Source organism: Planococcus kocurii (assembly GCF_001465835.2).
Lineage (GTDB): Bacteria > Bacillota > Bacilli > Bacillales_A > Planococcaceae > Planococcus > Planococcus kocurii.
The window spans coordinates 3,095,672-3,112,459 of the sequence record NZ_CP013661.2 but is presented as its reverse complement, the minus strand read 5'-3'; the positions used below and the strand labels follow the sequence as shown (position 1 = coordinate 3,112,459).

Here is a 16,788-nt window from a genome sequence, read left to right as displayed (position 1 = left end):
TCCTTATTTTGCTTTTAGTTTACCACACTCTACCTCCTCGTCGGAAGTCAGACCTATTTTATGCGCGTGGATGGAATTGAGAATAAACGTCTTTCAATCGCGTCTTACTAACGTGTGTATAAATTTGAGTGGTAGAAATATCTGCATGTCCAAGCATTTCTTGAACTGCACGAATATCTGCTCCATTTTCCAGTAAATGCGTAGCAAAAGAGTGGCGCAACGTATGCGGCGTTAACTCTTTTTGTATGCCTGCTTTTTGTGCATGCTGCTTTAATAGTTTCCAAAACCCTTGACGAGTTAAGCGTTTACCTCGTTGGTTAATAAACATAGCATCGGTCTTTTCTCCACTCTTCAGTAAGTCGAGGCGACCTGTTTCCAAATACGTCTGACAAGATGTTAAAGCAGATTTCCCTAAAGGAATAATCCGTTCTTTCCCGCCTTTTCCAGTACAGCGAACAAATCCCATCGTCAGGTGAATATCTTCTACATCTAAATTGATGCATTCACTAATACGCATTCCACTGGCGTATAATAATTCCAACATCGCTTGGTCCCGTAATCCATTTGCTTTATTTGTTGCAGGTGCCTGTATGAGGGCATCCACTTCTTCAACAGACAGGATATTCGGCAGTTTCTTATCCATTTGGGGCATCTCTAGGTGAACAGTTGGATCGGTTTCGACAATTCGTTCACGAATTAAGAATTGGTGGAAAGAACGAATAGACGAAATATGGCGCGCTACTGTTCGCGGCGTTTTGGTTGTTTCTTTCAAATGACGTAAATGATTCACTATATGTACTCGTTCAATGTTGCTTAAGGATTGTAACTGCTCTACTTCTTTCAAATACTGAAGATAGACGTTAAGATCTCTCCTATAAGATGTTAATGTATTATCTGCTAGTTGTCTTTCAACTCGCAGAAAATGCACGTAATCGTCGAGTGCATCTTTACCAAAATTCATCCGTCTGCCTCCTTTATGTTTTGTATTTAAGGCAATCAGTCCCGTTTTTCCATACAAAAAGGACGGCCTACATGGGCCGTCCTCTAGGCATCTGTTATTCTGATGGATTTTGAGAGTTGCTGTCATTGCAGCGCCAGCAGATGCCATGGAAAGTAAGACGGTGGTCTTTAATTTGGAAATTCCAACGTTTCTCTACTATGTTCTCCACGTCTTCTAGGAGATCTTCCTGTATCTCATCTACTGCTCCACATTCTAGACAGACAAGGTGATGATGGAAATGCGCTGCGCCTTCTTGACGCAGGTCATAACGCGACACGCCATCGCCAAAGTTTATTTTGTCGACAATTTTCAGTTCTGTTAAAAGTTCTAATGTCCGGTATACAGTTGCCAATCCGATTTCCGGTGCAATGTCTTTCACTAAAAGATAGACGTCTTCTGCACTTAAGTGGTCTTCTTCATGATCCAACAAAACTCGAACTGTCGCTTCCCGCTGTGGCGTCAATTTGTAACTCGCAGCGTGTAGTTGTTTTTTTATCCGATCAATTCTGGTTTCCATGCGACGCCCTCCCTCAAACTGCCTCTATTATATCAAAAGGGAGTTCTCAATTACAACAATACTATTCACCCTTTAATTATAATCGTTATAAAGAGATAATGGTTTCAATTCTCAATTAACAAATGTTGCTTTGCCCATAAGACCGCGAATGCTGTTTTAGCATCATAAATTCGTTCGTCCGCAACCATTTGTTCTGCTTCTTCGATCGTTATTGCCATTAGTTCCACAAATTCATCGTCATCCAAAACCGCTCCATTTGTTGCTTTACTCAATCCTTCGGCTGCAAACAAATGAATAACTTCGTCGGCAAATCCTGGAGAAGTGGCGAAAGTTTGTATTTTCACCAACTTTTCAGCCGTGTAGCCTGTTTCTTCTTCCAATTCGCGCATTGCGGTAGTTTCAGGAGCTTCTCCTGGTTCTAACTTACCTGCTGGAATTTCCACAAGAGACCGTTCCAACGCTTTTCGGTATTGTTCAACCATAATGATTTTTTTGTCCGTTGTAATTGCGATAATAGCGACAGCACCAGGATGTTCAATCAGTTCTCTTTTTGAGGTGTGACCATTCGGAAGTGACACATCATCAACTTTTAAATTAATAATTTTCCCTTCGTATAACCGATTAGAATGGATCGTTTTTTCTTCAAATTTTTTCATGGGAATCCTCTTTTCATTTGTGGTTTCTCTGAAAGAAAGTATACCATATTAGATACGACAGACTAAACGAGGTGGAGAGATGAAGAAAAATTTATTAGGTACGAGCGGGATTAGAACAAGTGAAATTGGATTCGGCTGTATGTCCTTGCCAACAGACGTGAAAAAAGCAAGCCTGATCGTTGATGAAGCGATTGCTCAAGGTATTAATTATTTTGATACTGCGGATTTATATGACAAAGGAGTCAACGAAGAAATTGTGGGCAGCGTATTAACGCATCACCGAAAAGAAATTGTTTTAGCTACTAAGGTCGGGAACGAGTGGAACAACCATACAGGTGAGGTTAAATGGAACCCCACCAAGTCTTATCTTAAAAAACAAATTCACACGAGTCTGAAGCGCTTGCAGACAGATTATATTGATGTGTATCAATTACACGGTGGCATGATCACCGATGACGTTGAAGAAACCATTGAAGCTTTTGAAGAATTAAAAAAAGAAGGGTTGATTCGCGCTTATGGTATTTCTTCGATACGTCCAAATGTAATCAACCAATTTCTTGAGAAAAGCGACATTGCCTCCATCATGATGCAATATAGTTTACTAGATCGTCGCCCTGAAGAATTGCTGGACAGCATTGGTCAAGTTGGAACATCAGTCGTTACTCGCGGCACTTTAGCAAAAGGCTTGTTGACTGGCGAAGGACTCCAACGGGCTGGTAAAATGGACGGCTATTTGAGCTATAATGCAACCGAATTGAAAGACACTTTAGAAAATCTGCTGGCAGTTCATGACAATCTCCACGCTTTAGCGCTGCATAGTATATTGCAGCACGACACGATCAGTTCAGTAGTGGTAGGCGCTAGTTCAGCAGACCAGATTAAAGCAACCATCAACGCATACGAAACTTCGGTTTCCCCCGAGCAAATTTCACAAGCAAAAACGTTGACACGGCAAGATATTTACCAAGAACATAGAAAATAGTTAGTTTTTTGCAATTGAAGACTTCCAAATTTTATGATATTGCCACTATACAAATACTTAGAAAAAAATCCAAAAAAATTAGGCGTAGATTGCCCTTGCAAAAGAGCAATCTATGCCTTTTTGCGTTATTTCATTTTTTTTAGCGGGAAAAAACTCCATCACACTTATTGTTCTTTATCGCGGAAAGCTATACTCCTGTAAAAACACTAGGTTTTAATACGACTTTATATAGCGATCCCCAATTTTATAAAAACATTTTTTAAAAATCCTAATCCTCTTTTTAATGAATAGCCTTGACTTGTTTATTAAATTTTCTAAATATATGGAAAATTAAGTTGTTTTTATTTTATTTTTTGTTATTATGAATAAATAGGTTCACTAATCATAGTTAAAAAGAATAGTTATTCCTATAACCAAAGCACTTTATACTCATTTTTCAAGGAAACTTGAAAAGTTTATATAGCAAGGACAGCACCTATTAAGGAGGATGGAATATGATAAAAAAGATTTTCACTACTACAGCCGTTTTAGCTTTAGTTTTAACAAATGCTCCATTAGCAACATTAGCAGCAACTAGCTTGGAAGAACCATCGAATGTTAAACCGTCTGACTACGCAACAGATGTCAGCTTAAATCCCACTTTGGAAGCAATCGTTAAAGATTCTACCGGTGCTGGCATTAAAACGGTTGATTTTAAAAAAGGATATAAATATGACTTTGCCAACAGTAAGACGATGTCAGGCTTCACAAACGATACCGCTGACAATCCAATTTCTGTTGGCATTCAAACCGGTGCAACACCTTTAACGAAAGGACAAATTGATGCCATCGCAGCTAATGATGGCAAAACAACCGTTACAAAAAGTAGCAAAGGCTTTCCTTCACAACGCTTTGTCGTTGATGTATCCAAAGATTTGGCAACAGGCAATGCAATAGAGCTCTACTGGGAAGGTAAAACTTTATCAAGTGGCTTGGCCAACTTATCTGCATGGGACTATAAAGCCGGCACTTGGATTGCTTTAAATCAAGCACAAGGAAATTCCAAAGGACAAGAAATTATCCTATCAGCTGAAATTGATAAAGAACGATTCGTAAAAGATGGCAAAGTTCAAGCTATGGTCCATGACTCTGGGACTGTGACAAATTCTAAAGAAGAAGACTTTACGATGTTGTGGTTTACAGATACTCAGTACTATGCAGAAGATTATCCTAAAGTCTGGACTTCCATGACTGATTGGATGATTAAAGAATTTAATAAAGGAACGTTTGAATATGCAATGCATACTGGAGATCTTGTTAATCAATACGATAAAATCGAACAATGGGAAGTAGCGAAAACCAACTTAAACCGAATGGATGCTGCCAACATTCCCTATGGCGTACTCGCTGGAAACCGAGATGTTATGCCTGATCGAACACAAAAAATTTATGATTATACGCGCTTTGGTGAATATGCTGGTGTAAATCGCTTTAAAGACAATGCTTGGTTTGGTGAAGCAATGAACGAACAAAATCAAAATCATTATGATTTATTTTCATTCGGAGATCATGACTTCATCATGCTCTATCTCGGGTACGGAAAAGATGGAACAACTGAAACTGTCAATTGGGCTAACAAAGTACTTAAGCAATACGCTAATCGAAACGCCATTCTTGGTATGCACGAAAATATCAACTCCGTGGCACAGTATGCAACCGAGTCTGCAAGGATTATTAACCGAGAAGTAGTTAATCCCAACAAAAACGTTAAAATGGTTCTTAGCGGCCACCACCACGGGTCAAATTACCGTGTGAAAAAAGTACCAAATGAAGATGGTACGAGTCGCGAACTATTGGAAGTATTAGGTAACTACCAAGGGAATCTCGCTCCAGATCGTGGAGATGGTTATTTACGTTTACTGACATTTGATCCGACTGATGAAACACTTGATTTCGTTTCGTATTCTCCTTATCTTGAAGATACTAATTTCGATCAATTTGATCCTGATAAAGAAAGCTTTACGGCGAATTTTGATTTGGCCGATGTAAAAGCTAAAGAAAATCCAAGACAAATTGAAACAGATTACTTGGCTGTTAATATCTTCACCAATCAATCAATTGGGCAAGATAAAGAGTTGAAATCAGGCGAGAAAGCTTCTGTCGAATGGAAAAACCTTAGCAAAAACACAAACTATCAATGGTATATGAACATGACTAACAGCAATGGAGAAAGCAAAAATTCAACGATTTATCAATTTACAACAGGCACTAAAGATCCTAGTCCTAATCCGGATCCAACGCCTAATCCAGATCCAACACCTAATCCAGATCCAACACCTAATCCAGATCCAACACCTAATCCGGACCCAACACCTAATCCGGACCCAACACCTAATCCGGACCCAACACCTAATCCGGACCCAACACCTAATCCGGACCCAACACCTAATCCGGACCCAACACCTAATCCAGATCCAACTGGATTTACAGATGTACCAGATCGATATTCACTATCAGTAAACTACCTTCTATCAAAAGGCATCACAAAAGGATTAACACCGACCAAATTCGGCACAGACATGACGATTAAACGCGTTGATGCAGCCGTCATGTTAGCTAAAGCATTAAATCTTAAGACAACGGACATAAAAAAATCTAAATTTACAGATGTTCCTGAACGAGCTGCAAAATATATAGATGCTTTGAAAGCAGCTTCGATTATTAATGGTAAATCGGAAACTATGTTCGGTTCAGATTTAGACATCACGCGAGGCGAAACAGCTATAATATTGAAAAACGCCTATGAGTTAGAAGCCAGTAAAAACGGGACACATTTTACTGACGTATCTGACAGGTATGAGAAATCTGTTGCTGCTCTAGTAGAATATGAAATTACTAAAGGTCTAACAGCAACTAAGTTTGGGACAGAAAGTTCGCTGAAGCGTGGAGAATTTGCGATTTTCCTTTACAACGTTAATCATCTAGAGGATTAGGTCGCGTATATAAGGCGCTAGTTTATTGCTCAAAACTGAAATAGCACACCCGCTAGTTGCTCTTGTCATTAAGAGCAACTATGCGAGTGTGCTATTTTTCTTTTAAAAACTTGCATTTTTAGTAACTTTATTTAAGCAGCGCTTATTGGTATCTTCACAAAATACCCTGTAAATCTAACTAGCCAATCCTATAACAAGTGGGTTAGCTAGTTAAATTAAAACTTGTTTCCTTTGTCTCCGTGACGTTCTAACAATTCGGCAAACGACAGGTTTTTCTCGCGTTCCTTCCGCTCAAATAAGCGCCGTGCTTCTTTTTCTTCTTCTAGCGCCTGCTCTTCTTTAAGCAGTTCTTTTTTTGTTTCTTTTAGCCTTGACAACATGTCTTCTGAAAACATACTGTTAGATTCTTCTTTTCGTTTCGCCATCGATCTTCTCTCCTTATGCGCGTTTAATAATCGTAGCGATTCCCTGACCGCCACCGATGCAAAGCGTCGCAAGACCCGTCTTGGCATCGCGCTTGATCATTTCATGTAACAGTGTGACGAAAATACGTGTACCACTTGCACCAATCGGATGACCAATCGCAATTGCTCCCCCGTTAACATTTAGAATATCATGGTTAAATGCCAATTCGCGATCGACTGAAATCGACTGGGCCGCAAATGCTTCATTTGCTTCAATTAACTCGATATCCCCTAGAGACATGTCCGCTTTACTTAAAGCATTTTTCACAGCTTGAACAGGACCAATCCCCATAACAGATGGATCAACTCCCGCAGTGCCACTTGCTACGATTGTTGCAAGTGGTGTTAATCCTAATTCTTCTGCTTTTGCTTTCGACATAACTACAACTGCTGCTGCCCCGTCATTGATACCTGATGAGTTACCAGCTGTTACACTGCCCTCTTTTTTAAATGCCGGACGTAACTTCGCTAGTTTTTCTTCATCAGAAGAGCTCTTGACGTATTCATCTGTTTTAAAGATGACTGGCTCTCCTTTACGTTGCGGAATTTCTACTGGCACGATTTCATCGTCGAATCGTCCTGATTCGATCGCTGCAGTAGCGCGCGCTTGTGAACGAGCTGCAAATTTATCCTGTTCTTCACGTGTAATTTCATAGCGATCGCACAAATTTTCTGCCGTAACACCCATATGATAATTATTGAATGCACAAGTCAACCCATCAACGAGCATACTATCAACTAACTTCTGATCGCCCATACGGTAACCACTGCGAGCGTTTTCCATCAAATAGGATGCACGACTCATGTTCTCCATGCCACCTGCTACAACGATTTCTGCGTCTCCAGCATAAATTGCTTGAAAAGCCAATTGAATCGACTTTAATCCAGATCCGCACACTTTATTAATGGTCATAGCTGGTACATTTTCCGGTAGCCCTGCATGAATGGATGCTTGTCTTGCTGGATTTTGACCTAGTCCTGCCTGTAGTACATTCCCCATAATGACTTCAGAAACCTGATCTGATTGAATTCCTGCGCGTTCAATCGCTTCTTTAATCACAATTGCCCCTAATTGTGTAGCTGGAATGTCTTTGAGCGCCCCTTGAAACGAACCTACCGCTGTTCGGACAGCGCTTACAATAACAATTTCCTGTGACATTTACTTTTCCCCCTTGTTTGATTGTTTGCTAGTTGCTCTTTTATCCCTCTCCTCTATACAATGGAAAGTAGGGGGGATACTATGTTCAGTTTACCAAATAACGCAACGATTATCGAGGTTGGGCCGCGAGACGGTCTCCAAAACGAAGGGAAACTTGTTTCGACTGAAAATAAGCTCGAGTTTATAACCGCTCTGCAAAATGCTGGAATTCAAGAAATGGAGCTCACTTCATTTGTGTCACCAAAATGGGTACCTCAAATGGCAGACGCCAAAGAAATAGTCGCTCAGACAAAAAAAGTCGGTCGTCAGTTTGTACTAACACCCAATGAGCGAGGCGTCACTGCTGCACTTGAATCAGGCGCAACGTCTCTTGCTGTTTTTGTAGGTGTTTCCAATACATTTAATAAGAAAAATATTAATAAGACAACAGCAGAAAGTATGGCAGCGTTACAGCCATTAATTTACGACTTAAAAAAACAAGGGATTTTTGTACGCGCTTGTATTTCAACTGCCTTCTATTGTCCATTTGAAGGGGCTGTTGCTCCAGAAGCTACTTTATCCCTTTGCCGTCAGTTCGTGGAATGGGGAGTCGACGAACTAAGTGTTGCCGATACTATCGGCATGGCAACGCCAAAGGAAAGCTATGCTTTGTTCACTCAATTAGTGGAAGCTTTTCCGAATGTTTTAATGACTGCGCATTTTCACGATACTCGTAGAATGGCATTAGCTAATATCACAGCGGCTCTTCAAGCAGGGGTAACCCGCTTTGACTCTTCTGCAGGTGGTTTAGGCGGTTGCCCTTTCGCACCAGGAGCTACTGGCAATGTCGCAACAGAAGATGTTGTGAATATGCTTCATCAAATGGCTATTCACACTGGAATTGATTTGGATCTTCTGTGCAAAGCTATTGAAAAAATTGAGCCACACGTATCGAATCCCGTAACGACTGGTATGTATACATTGTATAAAAATAAGGGATAAGGGGTTTCTGCGATGAAAAAAAGATTGCTTTGGACTTCTGCTATCATTTCCAGTATTTTGACTGCTTCGGCTACCACTGCCGGATTAATTGCCAGCAACCGCTTAATGTATGTAAAGAAAAAAGATGATCAGCAAATTTTAGAAAGAGAAACGACCGCAAAACGTTACGACGATGTTTGGTACGCTAATGTACCAAAAAGTGAGCGATGGATCGAATCCAAAAATGGCTATCCCATCAAAGCTATTTTCTTGGAACCACATGATACCAACCGCTTTGTTATCATCTGTCATGGTGTCACTGAATCAAAAGTCAATTCTTTCAGATTTGCACGGATGTTCGAGCGATTAGGGTTTAACTCGGTTGTCTATGATCATCGGCGCCATGGTGACTCTGGAGGAAAAACGACTAGTTTCGGGCATTTTGAAAAAATCGATTTAAAGGCTGTCGTAGATGCATTAAAGCTGCATGTAGGTGAAGATTTGTTTTTCGGGATACACGGTGAATCCATGGGAGCCGCAACAACACTTCTTTACGGAGGTTTGGAAGATACTGCAGATTTTTATATTTCAGATTGTGCGTATTCCGATATTTATGAACAGGTGCTCCATGTTATGAGAACGACAACACCGCTTCGCACGACATTAGCTTTGCGGCTTGCAAGTCTTTTTTTAAAAATACGTGATGGCTATTCCATCGCTAGTGTGTCACCGCGGGAAACCATTAAGAACATAAAAAAACCTATTCTTTTTATCCATAGCATTCACGATGACTTTGTTTTGCCGAAAATGAGTGAAGAACTTTTTGCATTAAAGCAGGGACCAAAACAATTAAAACTGTTTTCAGAAGGGGCGCATGCACAGTCTTTCAATAAAAATCCTGAGGAATACGAAGAAACAGTCACCAAATTTCTAATGAAATACGACTTGCTAACACCCACATATAATGAAGCGTAGCCAATACCAGAGGATACTGCCCCTTCTTTCGAAATCTAATAAAAAGCACTCCGCGGAGTGCTTTTTATTAGATTTCTTTCTTTTTGTTCAGGATGAGCTTCATGCCAGCTTCTCCTTCTACGCCGATGAACAATTCGGTAATGGGGCCACTTTTCACAATACCGGTAACATGCAGCTCAATCGTAGCCAGTTCATAATCCGTCATATCCTTCACTAACTCCTGTATCTTATCCAATGACAGCGGAAACGCTTTTTTTATATTGGCGCTTTCCAGATGAAACTTCCCAGCCTCCTTATCATCTTCTTCAATAACCGGCAAGTAAAACATCAACTCTTCACGTTCATCCACTTGCAACGCCTCCTCTATTTTTAATCTCTAGGCTGCAGTAGACATGGTGTCTTCTAACTACAATACCCGTTTCTCTTCAAGTTAATGAACAAATGAAGACAAATAAAAAAAGCACTCCGGAGAGTACTTTTTATTTTTTAGCTGGTTTGCCAGGTTTCGTTGACGCTTTATTCATTTGAGACATCATTTGATTGATTTTTTTCTGAGACGGTTTTTGTCCCATTTGCATCATCATGATTCGTAGCATTTCTTCGTTGATTGGTGGATTATCTTGCAAATACTTCATCATATAGCGACGTGCGATAAAGAATCCAAGTGCAACACCTGCGAGCAAAGCCACGATAACGATTACGATCCAGATCCATGTATCCATTCTTGTTACCTCCTTCGTGTTGCGTAAATAAGTAGTACACCACATTGGATTATACTATAAAAAAAGAATCGTGACTATAAGTAGCTAAATAATTAAAAAATGGAAGCAACAAATGCTTCCATTTTTTATCTTACTGTTCGTTAATTAGGTTTTTCACTTTGCTTGCTACGTTTTCAACAGTGAATCCGAACTCTTCCATAATGCGCTCGCCTGGTGCACTTGCACCAAAACGGTCGATTGCTAGAATTTCGCCTTCATCGCCTGTGTAACGGTCCCAACCAAATGAAGTTCCCACTTCTATTGCAAGACGCTTTTTAACCGTTTTTGGAATAACAGATTGCTTGTATTCCTTGCCCTGTTTTTCAAAACGATCCCAAGAAGGCATTGAAACAACAGATACGTTGATACCCTCTTCAGCCAATTGCTTTTGTGCAGCTACAGCTAAACTAACTTCAGAGCCAGTTGCTAATAGCAATGCTTGCGGATTTTCAACAGGTGACACAACATAAGCACCTTTTTCAACTCCAGCTTCAGCAAGTTCGCCGCTGTTTTCTAGAATCGGCAAGTCTTGACGAGACAGCACCAGTAAAGTCGGTGTCGTTTTAGCCGTTAATGCTAAACGCCACGCTGCTTTTGTTTCATTCGCATCTGCTGGACGAACAACGCTCAAGTTCGGCATTGCACGAAGAGAAGCTAAATGTTCAACGGGTTCGTGAGTTGGGCCATCTTCTCCCACTGCCACACTGTCATGTGTGAAGACGTATGTTACAGGAAGTCCCATTAAAGCAGCTAGGCGAATCGCTGGACGAACATAGTCGCTAAAGACGAAGAACGTTCCACCAAAGACATGAAGTCCGCCGTGAAGAGCCATGCCGTTTAAAGCAGCACCCATTGCGAATTCGCGAACACCAAACCAGATATTACGACCTTCAGGATGGTCAGCGTCAAAGTCACCGCCGCCTTTGATGTTTGTTTTGTTAGACCCAGCAAGGTCAGCACTCCCACCAAAGAATGAAGGCACTGTTTTAGCGATTGCGTTAATCATGTCTCCAGAAGAAGCACGAGTTGCTTGTTTCTTACCGAAGTCATATGTCGGGAATTCCGCATCAAAGTTCTCCGGAAGTTCGCCGCGAATCGCCATTTGTAATTGTTCTGCTAGTTCTGGATGTGCTGATTCATACTGGCTGTACATGTCGTTCCAGTTAGCTTCAGCTTTAGCGCCCAACTCTTTCGTTGCTTGCTCAAACGTTTCGTATACTTCTGTTGGCACATGGAAATCCTCTTCAAATGTCCACTCGTAATGCTCTTTCGTCAATTTCATTTCATCTTCACCAAGTGGCGCTCCGTGTGAATCTGCTTTACCCGATTTGTTTGGAGAACCGTAACCGATAACCGTTTTAACTTCGATTAAAGTTGGTTTGTCTGAAGAACCTTTGGCTAGGGCAATTTTTTCAGATAGATCGTCCAGTTCGTTGCCGTCATCTACGCGCAAATAATTCCAGCCGTAAGATTCAAAGCGCTTTTGAACGTTTTCAGAGAAACTTTTTCCAAGGGGTCCGTCTAACGAAATATCATTACTATCATAAAGTACGACCAATTTATTCAGTTTCAAGTGACCTGCAAGAGAAATTGCTTCTCCGGCAACGCCTTCCATTAAATCACCGTCTCCGCATAGAGCGAATGTGTTGTGATCAATGATTTCTAAGTTTTCTTTATTGTATGTAGCCGCCAAATGACGCTCAGCCATTGCCATACCAACTGCCATACCAATTCCTTGGCCTAGTGGTCCGGTTGTCGCTTCAACGCCTACAGTGTGACCAAATTCCGGGTGTCCAGGAGTTTTCGAATCCCACTGACGGAAGTTTTTGATTTCATCCATTTCTAAACCATAGCCGCTTAGATGAAGCAAGCTATATAAAAGCATAGAACCATGTCCTGCCGATAACACAAAACGGTCACGGTTAAACCAATCCGGATTTTTTGGGTTATGGTTCATGTGTTTAGTCCACAATGTATACGCCATTGGAGCTGCGCCCATTGGCAATCCTGGATGACCAGAATTAGCTTTTTCAATAGCATCAATAGAAAGTGTACGAATTGTTGTTACTGCAAGTTGATCTGCGTGGGTTGACATAGTAACATCCTCTCTCAAACAAAAATTTAATCCTATTCTAGTTTAGTCAACAATAGGAAAGAATACAATGAAAAAGAGAATAAGTATTTAATTCAAATACTTATTCTCTCGAATATTTTTGACCTTTTCAGGAGTTACATCATTTCCTTCAGGATCAATTACTTTTACGTTTTCAATTGTACCGCGCATGGTTTTGCGAAATGTTTGCAAATACTCTTGGCGCAAAGAAGATTGTTCTTTTGCTTCTTCTTTAGACAAACCTTCTGTTTTAGACTTGCGAGACAATTGGTTAATACGTGCTAATTTTTCTGGTGATAACATAGACATCCACCTTTCTTCTTTTCATATCGTACAAAAAAAGTAAGATTTCTGCAATGTTTTAGTCTTCCATTAGTCGCTCGTATTCTTTAAAGCGACGATGAACCGTTGCCTTGCTGGCTTGATAACCAAACCCCTGTAGCGTAACAGCAATTTCACTGAACGTCAGGCCGTTAGACTTCAAACTTACAATTTGGTCAATAGGCAAATCAAGACGTTCGCGGCCTTCAGGATTTCCTTTTCCCTTTAGATTCTTTTCCGGCTTATAGCCATTATCCACAGCGCGTTTCATGCCCCGTTTAATTTTGGCATTATGTATCTTGCGCTGATATTCTTCTACGATTGCTAGGATTTCAAGCACCATATCATCCATATCATTTAATGCAATCGGTCCTTGATCTGATAAGGTATAAACCTCAACTTCGTACTTTTTCATAACATGTAAAAGCGCAATTCGCGCGTGTCCCCTGCCTAAACGTGTTTCGTCCTGAATGAAGACAGCATCAACTGGTTGTGTCTTGATGCTATTTAACATTTCTAGCAGTCCATCACGATCCATTTCATACCCACTATGTTGATCCGAAAATACAGCTTCAACTTTATAGGATTGTTCATATGCGAATTTCGTCAGTTCTTCTTCTTGTCTTTCTAGTGAAGACTCCTGCGTGTCTTTAGTTGTGCTAACACGACAGTAAATTAACGCGTTTTTTTTCATTCAGCATCACCTGCAAATTTAATGGTTTCATCAGGAGCAAACTTCAATTGATCACTGGGAATTTTAAGAGATTGCCCTGCAATAATTTTAGAAGTTGAAAGATTATTTTCTTTCATAATATCTTCTATCCACTCGTGATGAGGGGTCTTGCCGCTGAAGGATTCAGCTAATGTCCAAAGTGTGTCGCCTTCTTCTATTTCAACTTGGCTCATTTGTGCACTGTTTGTATTATGAGACACAATCGCGTAAAAAGTAAATACAATGATTAAAACAAAAAATGCAACTAGAAAAGAATTTTGTCGGATGGTTGTCAATTGAAACGCCTCCTAGGAATGTGTGTTCGGAATATATGTTCTCATATTAATGCGAACAAGTGTTTTTGTCAACAATAAAATTCGAACCTATGTTTGCATTTCATAGCCCGAGTTGGTATACTATTGGTAGAAATCAAGTAGAATTACTCAAATGAGGTGAAACTGTTGAAAAAAGTATCTAAACGCCAAGAAGATATTCTGACGTTCATAAAAGATGAAGTTCGCTTGAAAGGCTATCCACCGTCCGTTCGTGAAATTGGTGAGGCAGTTGGTCTGGCATCTAGTTCGACTGTACATGGCCATTTGGCACGCCTTGAAAGTAAAGGTTTGATTAGACGAGATCCAACAAAACCGAGAGCAATTGAAGTAATCAGTACCGATGAAGCACTTATTGATAAAAGTCCAGTGTTACACGTACCGTTGATAGGTAAAGTAACTGCCGGTATTCCAATTACGGCTATTGAAAATGTTGAAGAGTATTTCCCTCTTCCCCAAAGCTATGGCACAGAAGATGATCATATCTTTATGCTCGAAATTATGGGTGAAAGTATGATTGAAGCAGGAATTTTAAATGGGGATTACGTCATTGTTAAACAACAACAAACAGCTAACAATGGGGACATTGTTGTTGCCATGACAGCTGAAGACGAAGCAACCGTTAAACGTTTTTTCCGTGAAGAGAATTTTTTCCGACTGCAACCTGAAAACTCTTCGATGGATCCAATTATCGTTGATCAAGTTTCTATTCTCGGCAAAGTTGTCGGCGTTTATCGTCAAATTCAATAATATAAAAAACACCGAGAATATGTTCTCGGTGTTTTTTATATTATTATTATGTAAACAACTTTATTGTTTGCTGCAACTGAAAGCTAAAATAACCGGAATCCGCTTTCTTCTCTCGTACTCTTCTTGGTCTTCAAAGTATTGTCGATTGGGCATTCCTTCTTGAAGATCCGTGATGCTAAATCCCGCTTTTCTCAGCGCTTTAAAATAACTTTCAGTAGTGCGGTGATACTTGACTACTATTTTATCAATCCAAGGTTCTTGCCGCTCACCTTCTACGAAGTAATCGTCAACGATCCAGTTCCCTCTTTTTTCTCCTATTTTTTTACTCGCAAACGAGGATGTGGTTAGCGGATGTTGTACGCTAAAGACAAACTTTCCATCCTCTTTTAAAGAGGCATGAACATTACGAAACAATTCATCTATCTCTGGCAAGTAATGAATTGCCAAGCGTGAGGTCACATGATCATAATGTTCTTTTGGAAAATCGAACGACTCCATCGTTGCGAATGTCATTTCAGCATGTAAGCCCTCAATATTTTGTTGTGCGAGTTTATACATCTCTTCAGAACCTTCTACTCCGTGATAAAATTGCGCACCAGCTTGCAGCAGCTCTTGCCCAAACAAAGCATCTCCACATCCCAAATCCAATATCCGTTTGTTCTGCACCGTTCCAAGCAACTCATAGATGACTGGCTTTTCAATGCTATTATTTGGACTACCTACACGATTTCTTCTTAGTAGAAAATTTGCTAAAAAGTCCTTTTCTTCGTAAGCACTTGGTCCTTTAAAGTTCATCTTACTCCTCCTCTAGTTAACGTTTTGTTCAAAAAAAAGAGGCTACCGGAGCAGCACCTTCTCTGCAGCTAGTTTAAAAAGACATCTTTTAAGCTTCGCTGACTGTTATATGTTTAACTAAATTAATTGTAATGCGATGAATATTACCTGTTTCCATATTAGAAATTTCGTAAGTGCCATTGGATGGAATTTTGCTTAATGCCGACTCTTTATCCACAGCCTGAACCTTATGAACGATGGTGTTTCCTTGGTCAAAGTTGAACTCTACACGAAACGTCTTCATATAATGGCCTCCTCTAATCTAGTTACTTTGTCTTCGTGAACCAGTCTACCACATCTAAAGTTATTGCTGCTTGTATAATTCTTTATAAGCGATCACTTTGAGAGCTAGTAGTTCTTCTTCGTTTAGATCTTGTTCTAAGGTTTGAATCACTTCATCAACAGACATTGTGCCGTTTTCAATTCCAGACTTCATCTTAGCCAAATCTGTTATCCCAACTTTTTTAATGACTGTACCCGCAGCATCTCCAGCTGTTTGAAATGGTAACGGCTGGTCCTGTTGTTCTGCAACTTCCACTTGTTCTATGTATTCGAGCATTTTCGGATCACTTTCTACATACTCGATTACTTTTTCCATCTGACCATTATTCCGCATTTCTTTGGTTACTTCTGCAACCATACGATCTGCCGAAAAGTCTGGTCCTATGACATAAGCACCGATGCCTGCAACTGAAAAAAATATTAAAAAAATGATAATTGTCATTAAAAAACGCATAGCCGTCCCTCTCCTCCGTTTTAGTTTATTATAACAGTAGACGGATAGAAGTGTATAAAGTTACCAAAAAAGAAAAACCTTAATAGTGATTCTCTACAGAACCAAAATTAAGGCTACCTCTCTTATTCGCATATTCATTAATTAATCATCGTTTCCGCTGCTCAGCAATCCACCAATCAATATGTTCTAAATTAAATATAATGACATCTTTGTAGGCTTTGCGATGCGGAATCTTTCTTTTCGACATTAAGTCTGTAATCTGCTCTGCAGCCAATGGATAATTTACCGACTCCAAATAATTAACCAAATTTGAAAGCCCTTGTACTTTCCTCAATTTAATCCCCTCCCACAAAATCCTCCTTTTGGTTACCCAAAGGAAAATTCAGTACGAGTTACTAAATATTTAGGCTGCATTTTAGTATAACCTTTTTGCAGGTGCTTTAAACCTTTAGGATTTTATAATTCGCATTTTTTTGATTCGCTGGCAAACATATTTGGAGAAGAAGTTGTTTTCTGCAAAAAAACCGTTGGAGTCATAGAGCCC

General features: G+C 40.0%; 20 protein-coding genes. 5 read left to right on the top strand and 15 right to left on the bottom strand.

Features of this window, described 5'->3' with window-relative positions:
- Positions 1-58: 58 nt before the first annotated feature.
- From xerD to AUO94_RS15085, 3 genes are all read right to left on the bottom strand, one after another.
- On the bottom strand, positions 59-961 hold the full coding sequence (xerD, locus tag AUO94_RS15095) for a site-specific tyrosine recombinase XerD (RefSeq protein WP_058385005.1): 903 nt from the start codon (positions 959-961) through the stop codon (positions 59-61).
- Between the two features lie 94 nt (positions 962-1,055).
- Positions 1,056-1,517, bottom strand: coding sequence for a ferric iron uptake transcriptional regulator (gene fur, locus AUO94_RS15090; RefSeq protein WP_008430965.1), 462 nt, complete (start codon positions 1,515-1,517; stop codon positions 1,056-1,058).
- A 104-nt stretch (positions 1,518-1,621) separates the two neighbouring features.
- Positions 1,622-2,173, bottom strand: a complete 552-nt coding sequence (locus AUO94_RS15085) for an NUDIX hydrolase (RefSeq protein ID WP_058385004.1) — start codon at positions 2,171-2,173, stop codon at positions 1,622-1,624.
- Positions 2,174-2,252: 79 nt separating this feature from the next.
- Between AUO94_RS15085 and AUO94_RS15080 the strand changes: the two genes are divergently transcribed.
- Both AUO94_RS15080 and AUO94_RS15075 read left to right on the top strand, forming a co-directional pair.
- Positions 2,253-3,155 carry an aldo/keto reductase gene (locus tag AUO94_RS15080; RefSeq protein ID WP_058385003.1) on the top strand — a complete coding sequence of 301 codons (903 nt, stop codon included), beginning with the start codon at positions 2,253-2,255 and terminating at the stop codon, positions 3,153-3,155.
- 494 nt (positions 3,156-3,649) lie between these two features.
- The gene (locus tag AUO94_RS15075) at positions 3,650-6,127 is read left to right on the top strand and encodes an S-layer homology domain-containing protein (protein WP_058385002.1); all 2,478 of its coding nucleotides are present in this window, start codon (positions 3,650-3,652) and stop codon (positions 6,125-6,127) included.
- A gap of 215 nt (positions 6,128-6,342) precedes the next feature.
- On the opposite strand, the gene AUO94_RS15070 is transcribed toward AUO94_RS15075, so the two are convergent.
- Together AUO94_RS15070 and AUO94_RS15065 are read right to left on the bottom strand one after the other, a co-directional pair.
- Complete coding sequence (locus tag AUO94_RS15070; protein ID WP_058385001.1) at positions 6,343-6,552, bottom strand: DUF3886 domain-containing protein; 210 nt, start codon at positions 6,550-6,552, stop codon at positions 6,343-6,345.
- Positions 6,553-6,565: 13 nt separating this feature from the next.
- A complete protein-coding gene (locus tag AUO94_RS15065) occupies positions 6,566-7,750 on the bottom strand; it encodes an acetyl-CoA C-acetyltransferase (RefSeq protein ID WP_058385000.1) in 1,185 nt (394 codons plus the stop codon).
- Between the two features lie 81 nt (positions 7,751-7,831).
- On the opposite strand from AUO94_RS15065, the gene AUO94_RS15060 reads away from it, so the two are divergent.
- Positions 7,832-8,731: a hydroxymethylglutaryl-CoA lyase gene (locus AUO94_RS15060; RefSeq protein ID WP_058384999.1), complete on the top strand. Its 900-nt coding sequence runs from the start codon at positions 7,832-7,834 to the stop codon at positions 8,729-8,731.
- A gap of 12 nt (positions 8,732-8,743) precedes the next feature.
- Positions 8,744-9,685 (top strand): alpha/beta hydrolase, encoded by a 942-nt coding sequence (locus tag AUO94_RS15055; RefSeq protein ID WP_058384998.1) that lies wholly within the window; start codon positions 8,744-8,746, stop codon positions 9,683-9,685.
- Positions 9,686-9,752: 67 nt separating this feature from the next.
- Here AUO94_RS15055 and AUO94_RS15050 read toward each other — a convergent pair whose 3' ends face one another.
- The 6 genes from AUO94_RS15050 to yneA form a co-directional block, all read right to left on the bottom strand.
- A complete protein-coding gene (locus tag AUO94_RS15050) occupies positions 9,753-10,034 on the bottom strand; it encodes a hypothetical protein (protein WP_058384997.1) in 282 nt (93 codons plus the stop codon).
- 130 nt (positions 10,035-10,164) lie between these two features.
- A complete protein-coding gene (locus tag AUO94_RS15045; protein WP_058384996.1) occupies positions 10,165-10,407 on the bottom strand; it encodes a YneF family protein in 243 nt (80 codons plus the stop codon).
- 130 nt (positions 10,408-10,537) lie between these two features.
- Positions 10,538-12,541: a transketolase gene (gene tkt / locus AUO94_RS15040; protein WP_058384995.1), complete on the bottom strand. Its 2,004-nt coding sequence runs from the start codon at positions 12,539-12,541 to the stop codon at positions 10,538-10,540.
- 87 nt (positions 12,542-12,628) lie between these two features.
- Positions 12,629-12,862, bottom strand: a complete 234-nt coding sequence (locus AUO94_RS15035) for a DUF896 domain-containing protein (RefSeq protein WP_058384994.1) — start codon at positions 12,860-12,862, stop codon at positions 12,629-12,631.
- 58 nt (positions 12,863-12,920) lie between these two features.
- A complete protein-coding gene (locus tag AUO94_RS15030) occupies positions 12,921-13,574 on the bottom strand; it encodes a YneB family resolvase-like protein (protein WP_058384993.1) in 654 nt (217 codons plus the stop codon).
- A complete protein-coding gene (yneA, locus tag AUO94_RS15025) occupies positions 13,571-13,888 on the bottom strand; it encodes a cell division suppressor protein YneA (RefSeq protein WP_058384992.1) in 318 nt (105 codons plus the stop codon). The genes AUO94_RS15030 and yneA overlap by 4 nt, the downstream gene beginning before the upstream one ends.
- A 165-nt stretch (positions 13,889-14,053) precedes the next feature.
- On the opposite strand from yneA, the gene lexA reads away from it, so the two are divergent.
- Positions 14,054-14,674 (top strand): transcriptional repressor LexA, encoded by a 621-nt coding sequence (lexA, locus tag AUO94_RS15020; RefSeq protein WP_058384991.1) that lies wholly within the window; start codon positions 14,054-14,056, stop codon positions 14,672-14,674.
- A 60-nt stretch (positions 14,675-14,734) separates the two neighbouring features.
- On the opposite strand, the gene AUO94_RS15015 is transcribed toward lexA, so the two are convergent.
- The 4 genes from AUO94_RS15015 to AUO94_RS15000 all read right to left on the bottom strand — a co-directional run bounded on the left by AUO94_RS15015 (position 14,735) and on the right by AUO94_RS15000 (position 16,578).
- Complete coding sequence (locus tag AUO94_RS15015) at positions 14,735-15,469, bottom strand: class I SAM-dependent methyltransferase (RefSeq protein WP_058384990.1); 735 nt, start codon at positions 15,467-15,469, stop codon at positions 14,735-14,737.
- 88 nt (positions 15,470-15,557) lie between these two features.
- The gene (locus tag AUO94_RS15010) at positions 15,558-15,752 is read right to left on the bottom strand and encodes a hypothetical protein (protein ID WP_058384989.1); all 195 of its coding nucleotides are present in this window, start codon (positions 15,750-15,752) and stop codon (positions 15,558-15,560) included.
- Positions 15,753-15,812: 60 nt separating this feature from the next.
- Positions 15,813-16,244: a hypothetical protein gene (locus tag AUO94_RS15005; protein WP_058384988.1), complete on the bottom strand. Its 432-nt coding sequence runs from the start codon at positions 16,242-16,244 to the stop codon at positions 15,813-15,815.
- 145 nt (positions 16,245-16,389) lie between these two features.
- Complete coding sequence (locus tag AUO94_RS15000) at positions 16,390-16,578, bottom strand: hypothetical protein (protein ID WP_058384987.1); 189 nt, start codon at positions 16,576-16,578, stop codon at positions 16,390-16,392.
- Positions 16,579-16,788 lie beyond the last annotated feature (210 nt).

Coding starts and splice junctions, on each gene's coding strand:
- xerD (WP_058385005.1), bottom strand. CDS start 961: ATGAATTTTGGTAAAGATGCACTCGACGATTACGTGCATTTTCTGCGA.
- fur (WP_008430965.1), bottom strand. CDS start 1,517: ATGGAAACCAGAATTGATCGGATAAAAAAACAACTACACGCTGCGAGT.
- AUO94_RS15085 (WP_058385004.1), bottom strand. CDS start 2,173: ATGAAAAAATTTGAAGAAAAAACGATCCATTCTAATCGGTTATACGAA.
- AUO94_RS15080 (WP_058385003.1), top strand. CDS start 2,253: ATGAAGAAAAATTTATTAGGTACGAGCGGGATTAGAACAAGTGAAATT.
- AUO94_RS15075 (WP_058385002.1), top strand. CDS start 3,650: ATGATAAAAAAGATTTTCACTACTACAGCCGTTTTAGCTTTAGTTTTA.
- AUO94_RS15070 (WP_058385001.1), bottom strand. CDS start 6,552: ATGGCGAAACGAAAAGAAGAATCTAACAGTATGTTTTCAGAAGACATG.
- AUO94_RS15065 (WP_058385000.1), bottom strand. CDS start 7,750: ATGTCACAGGAAATTGTTATTGTAAGCGCTGTCCGAACAGCGGTAGGT.
- AUO94_RS15060 (WP_058384999.1), top strand. CDS start 7,832: ATGTTCAGTTTACCAAATAACGCAACGATTATCGAGGTTGGGCCGCGA.
- AUO94_RS15055 (WP_058384998.1), top strand. CDS start 8,744: ATGAAAAAAAGATTGCTTTGGACTTCTGCTATCATTTCCAGTATTTTG.
- AUO94_RS15045 (WP_058384996.1), bottom strand. CDS start 10,407: ATGGATACATGGATCTGGATCGTAATCGTTATCGTGGCTTTGCTCGCA.
- tkt (WP_058384995.1), bottom strand. CDS start 12,541: ATGTCAACCCACGCAGATCAACTTGCAGTAACAACAATTCGTACACTT.
- AUO94_RS15035 (WP_058384994.1), bottom strand. CDS start 12,862: ATGTTATCACCAGAAAAATTAGCACGTATTAACCAATTGTCTCGCAAG.
- AUO94_RS15030 (WP_058384993.1), bottom strand. CDS start 13,574: ATGAAAAAAAACGCGTTAATTTACTGTCGTGTTAGCACAACTAAAGAC.
- AUO94_RS15015 (WP_058384990.1), bottom strand. CDS start 15,469: ATGAACTTTAAAGGACCAAGTGCTTACGAAGAAAAGGACTTTTTAGCA.
- AUO94_RS15010 (WP_058384989.1), bottom strand. CDS start 15,752: ATGAAGACGTTTCGTGTAGAGTTCAACTTTGACCAAGGAAACACCATC.
- AUO94_RS15005 (WP_058384988.1), bottom strand. CDS start 16,244: ATGCGTTTTTTAATGACAATTATCATTTTTTTAATATTTTTTTCAGTT.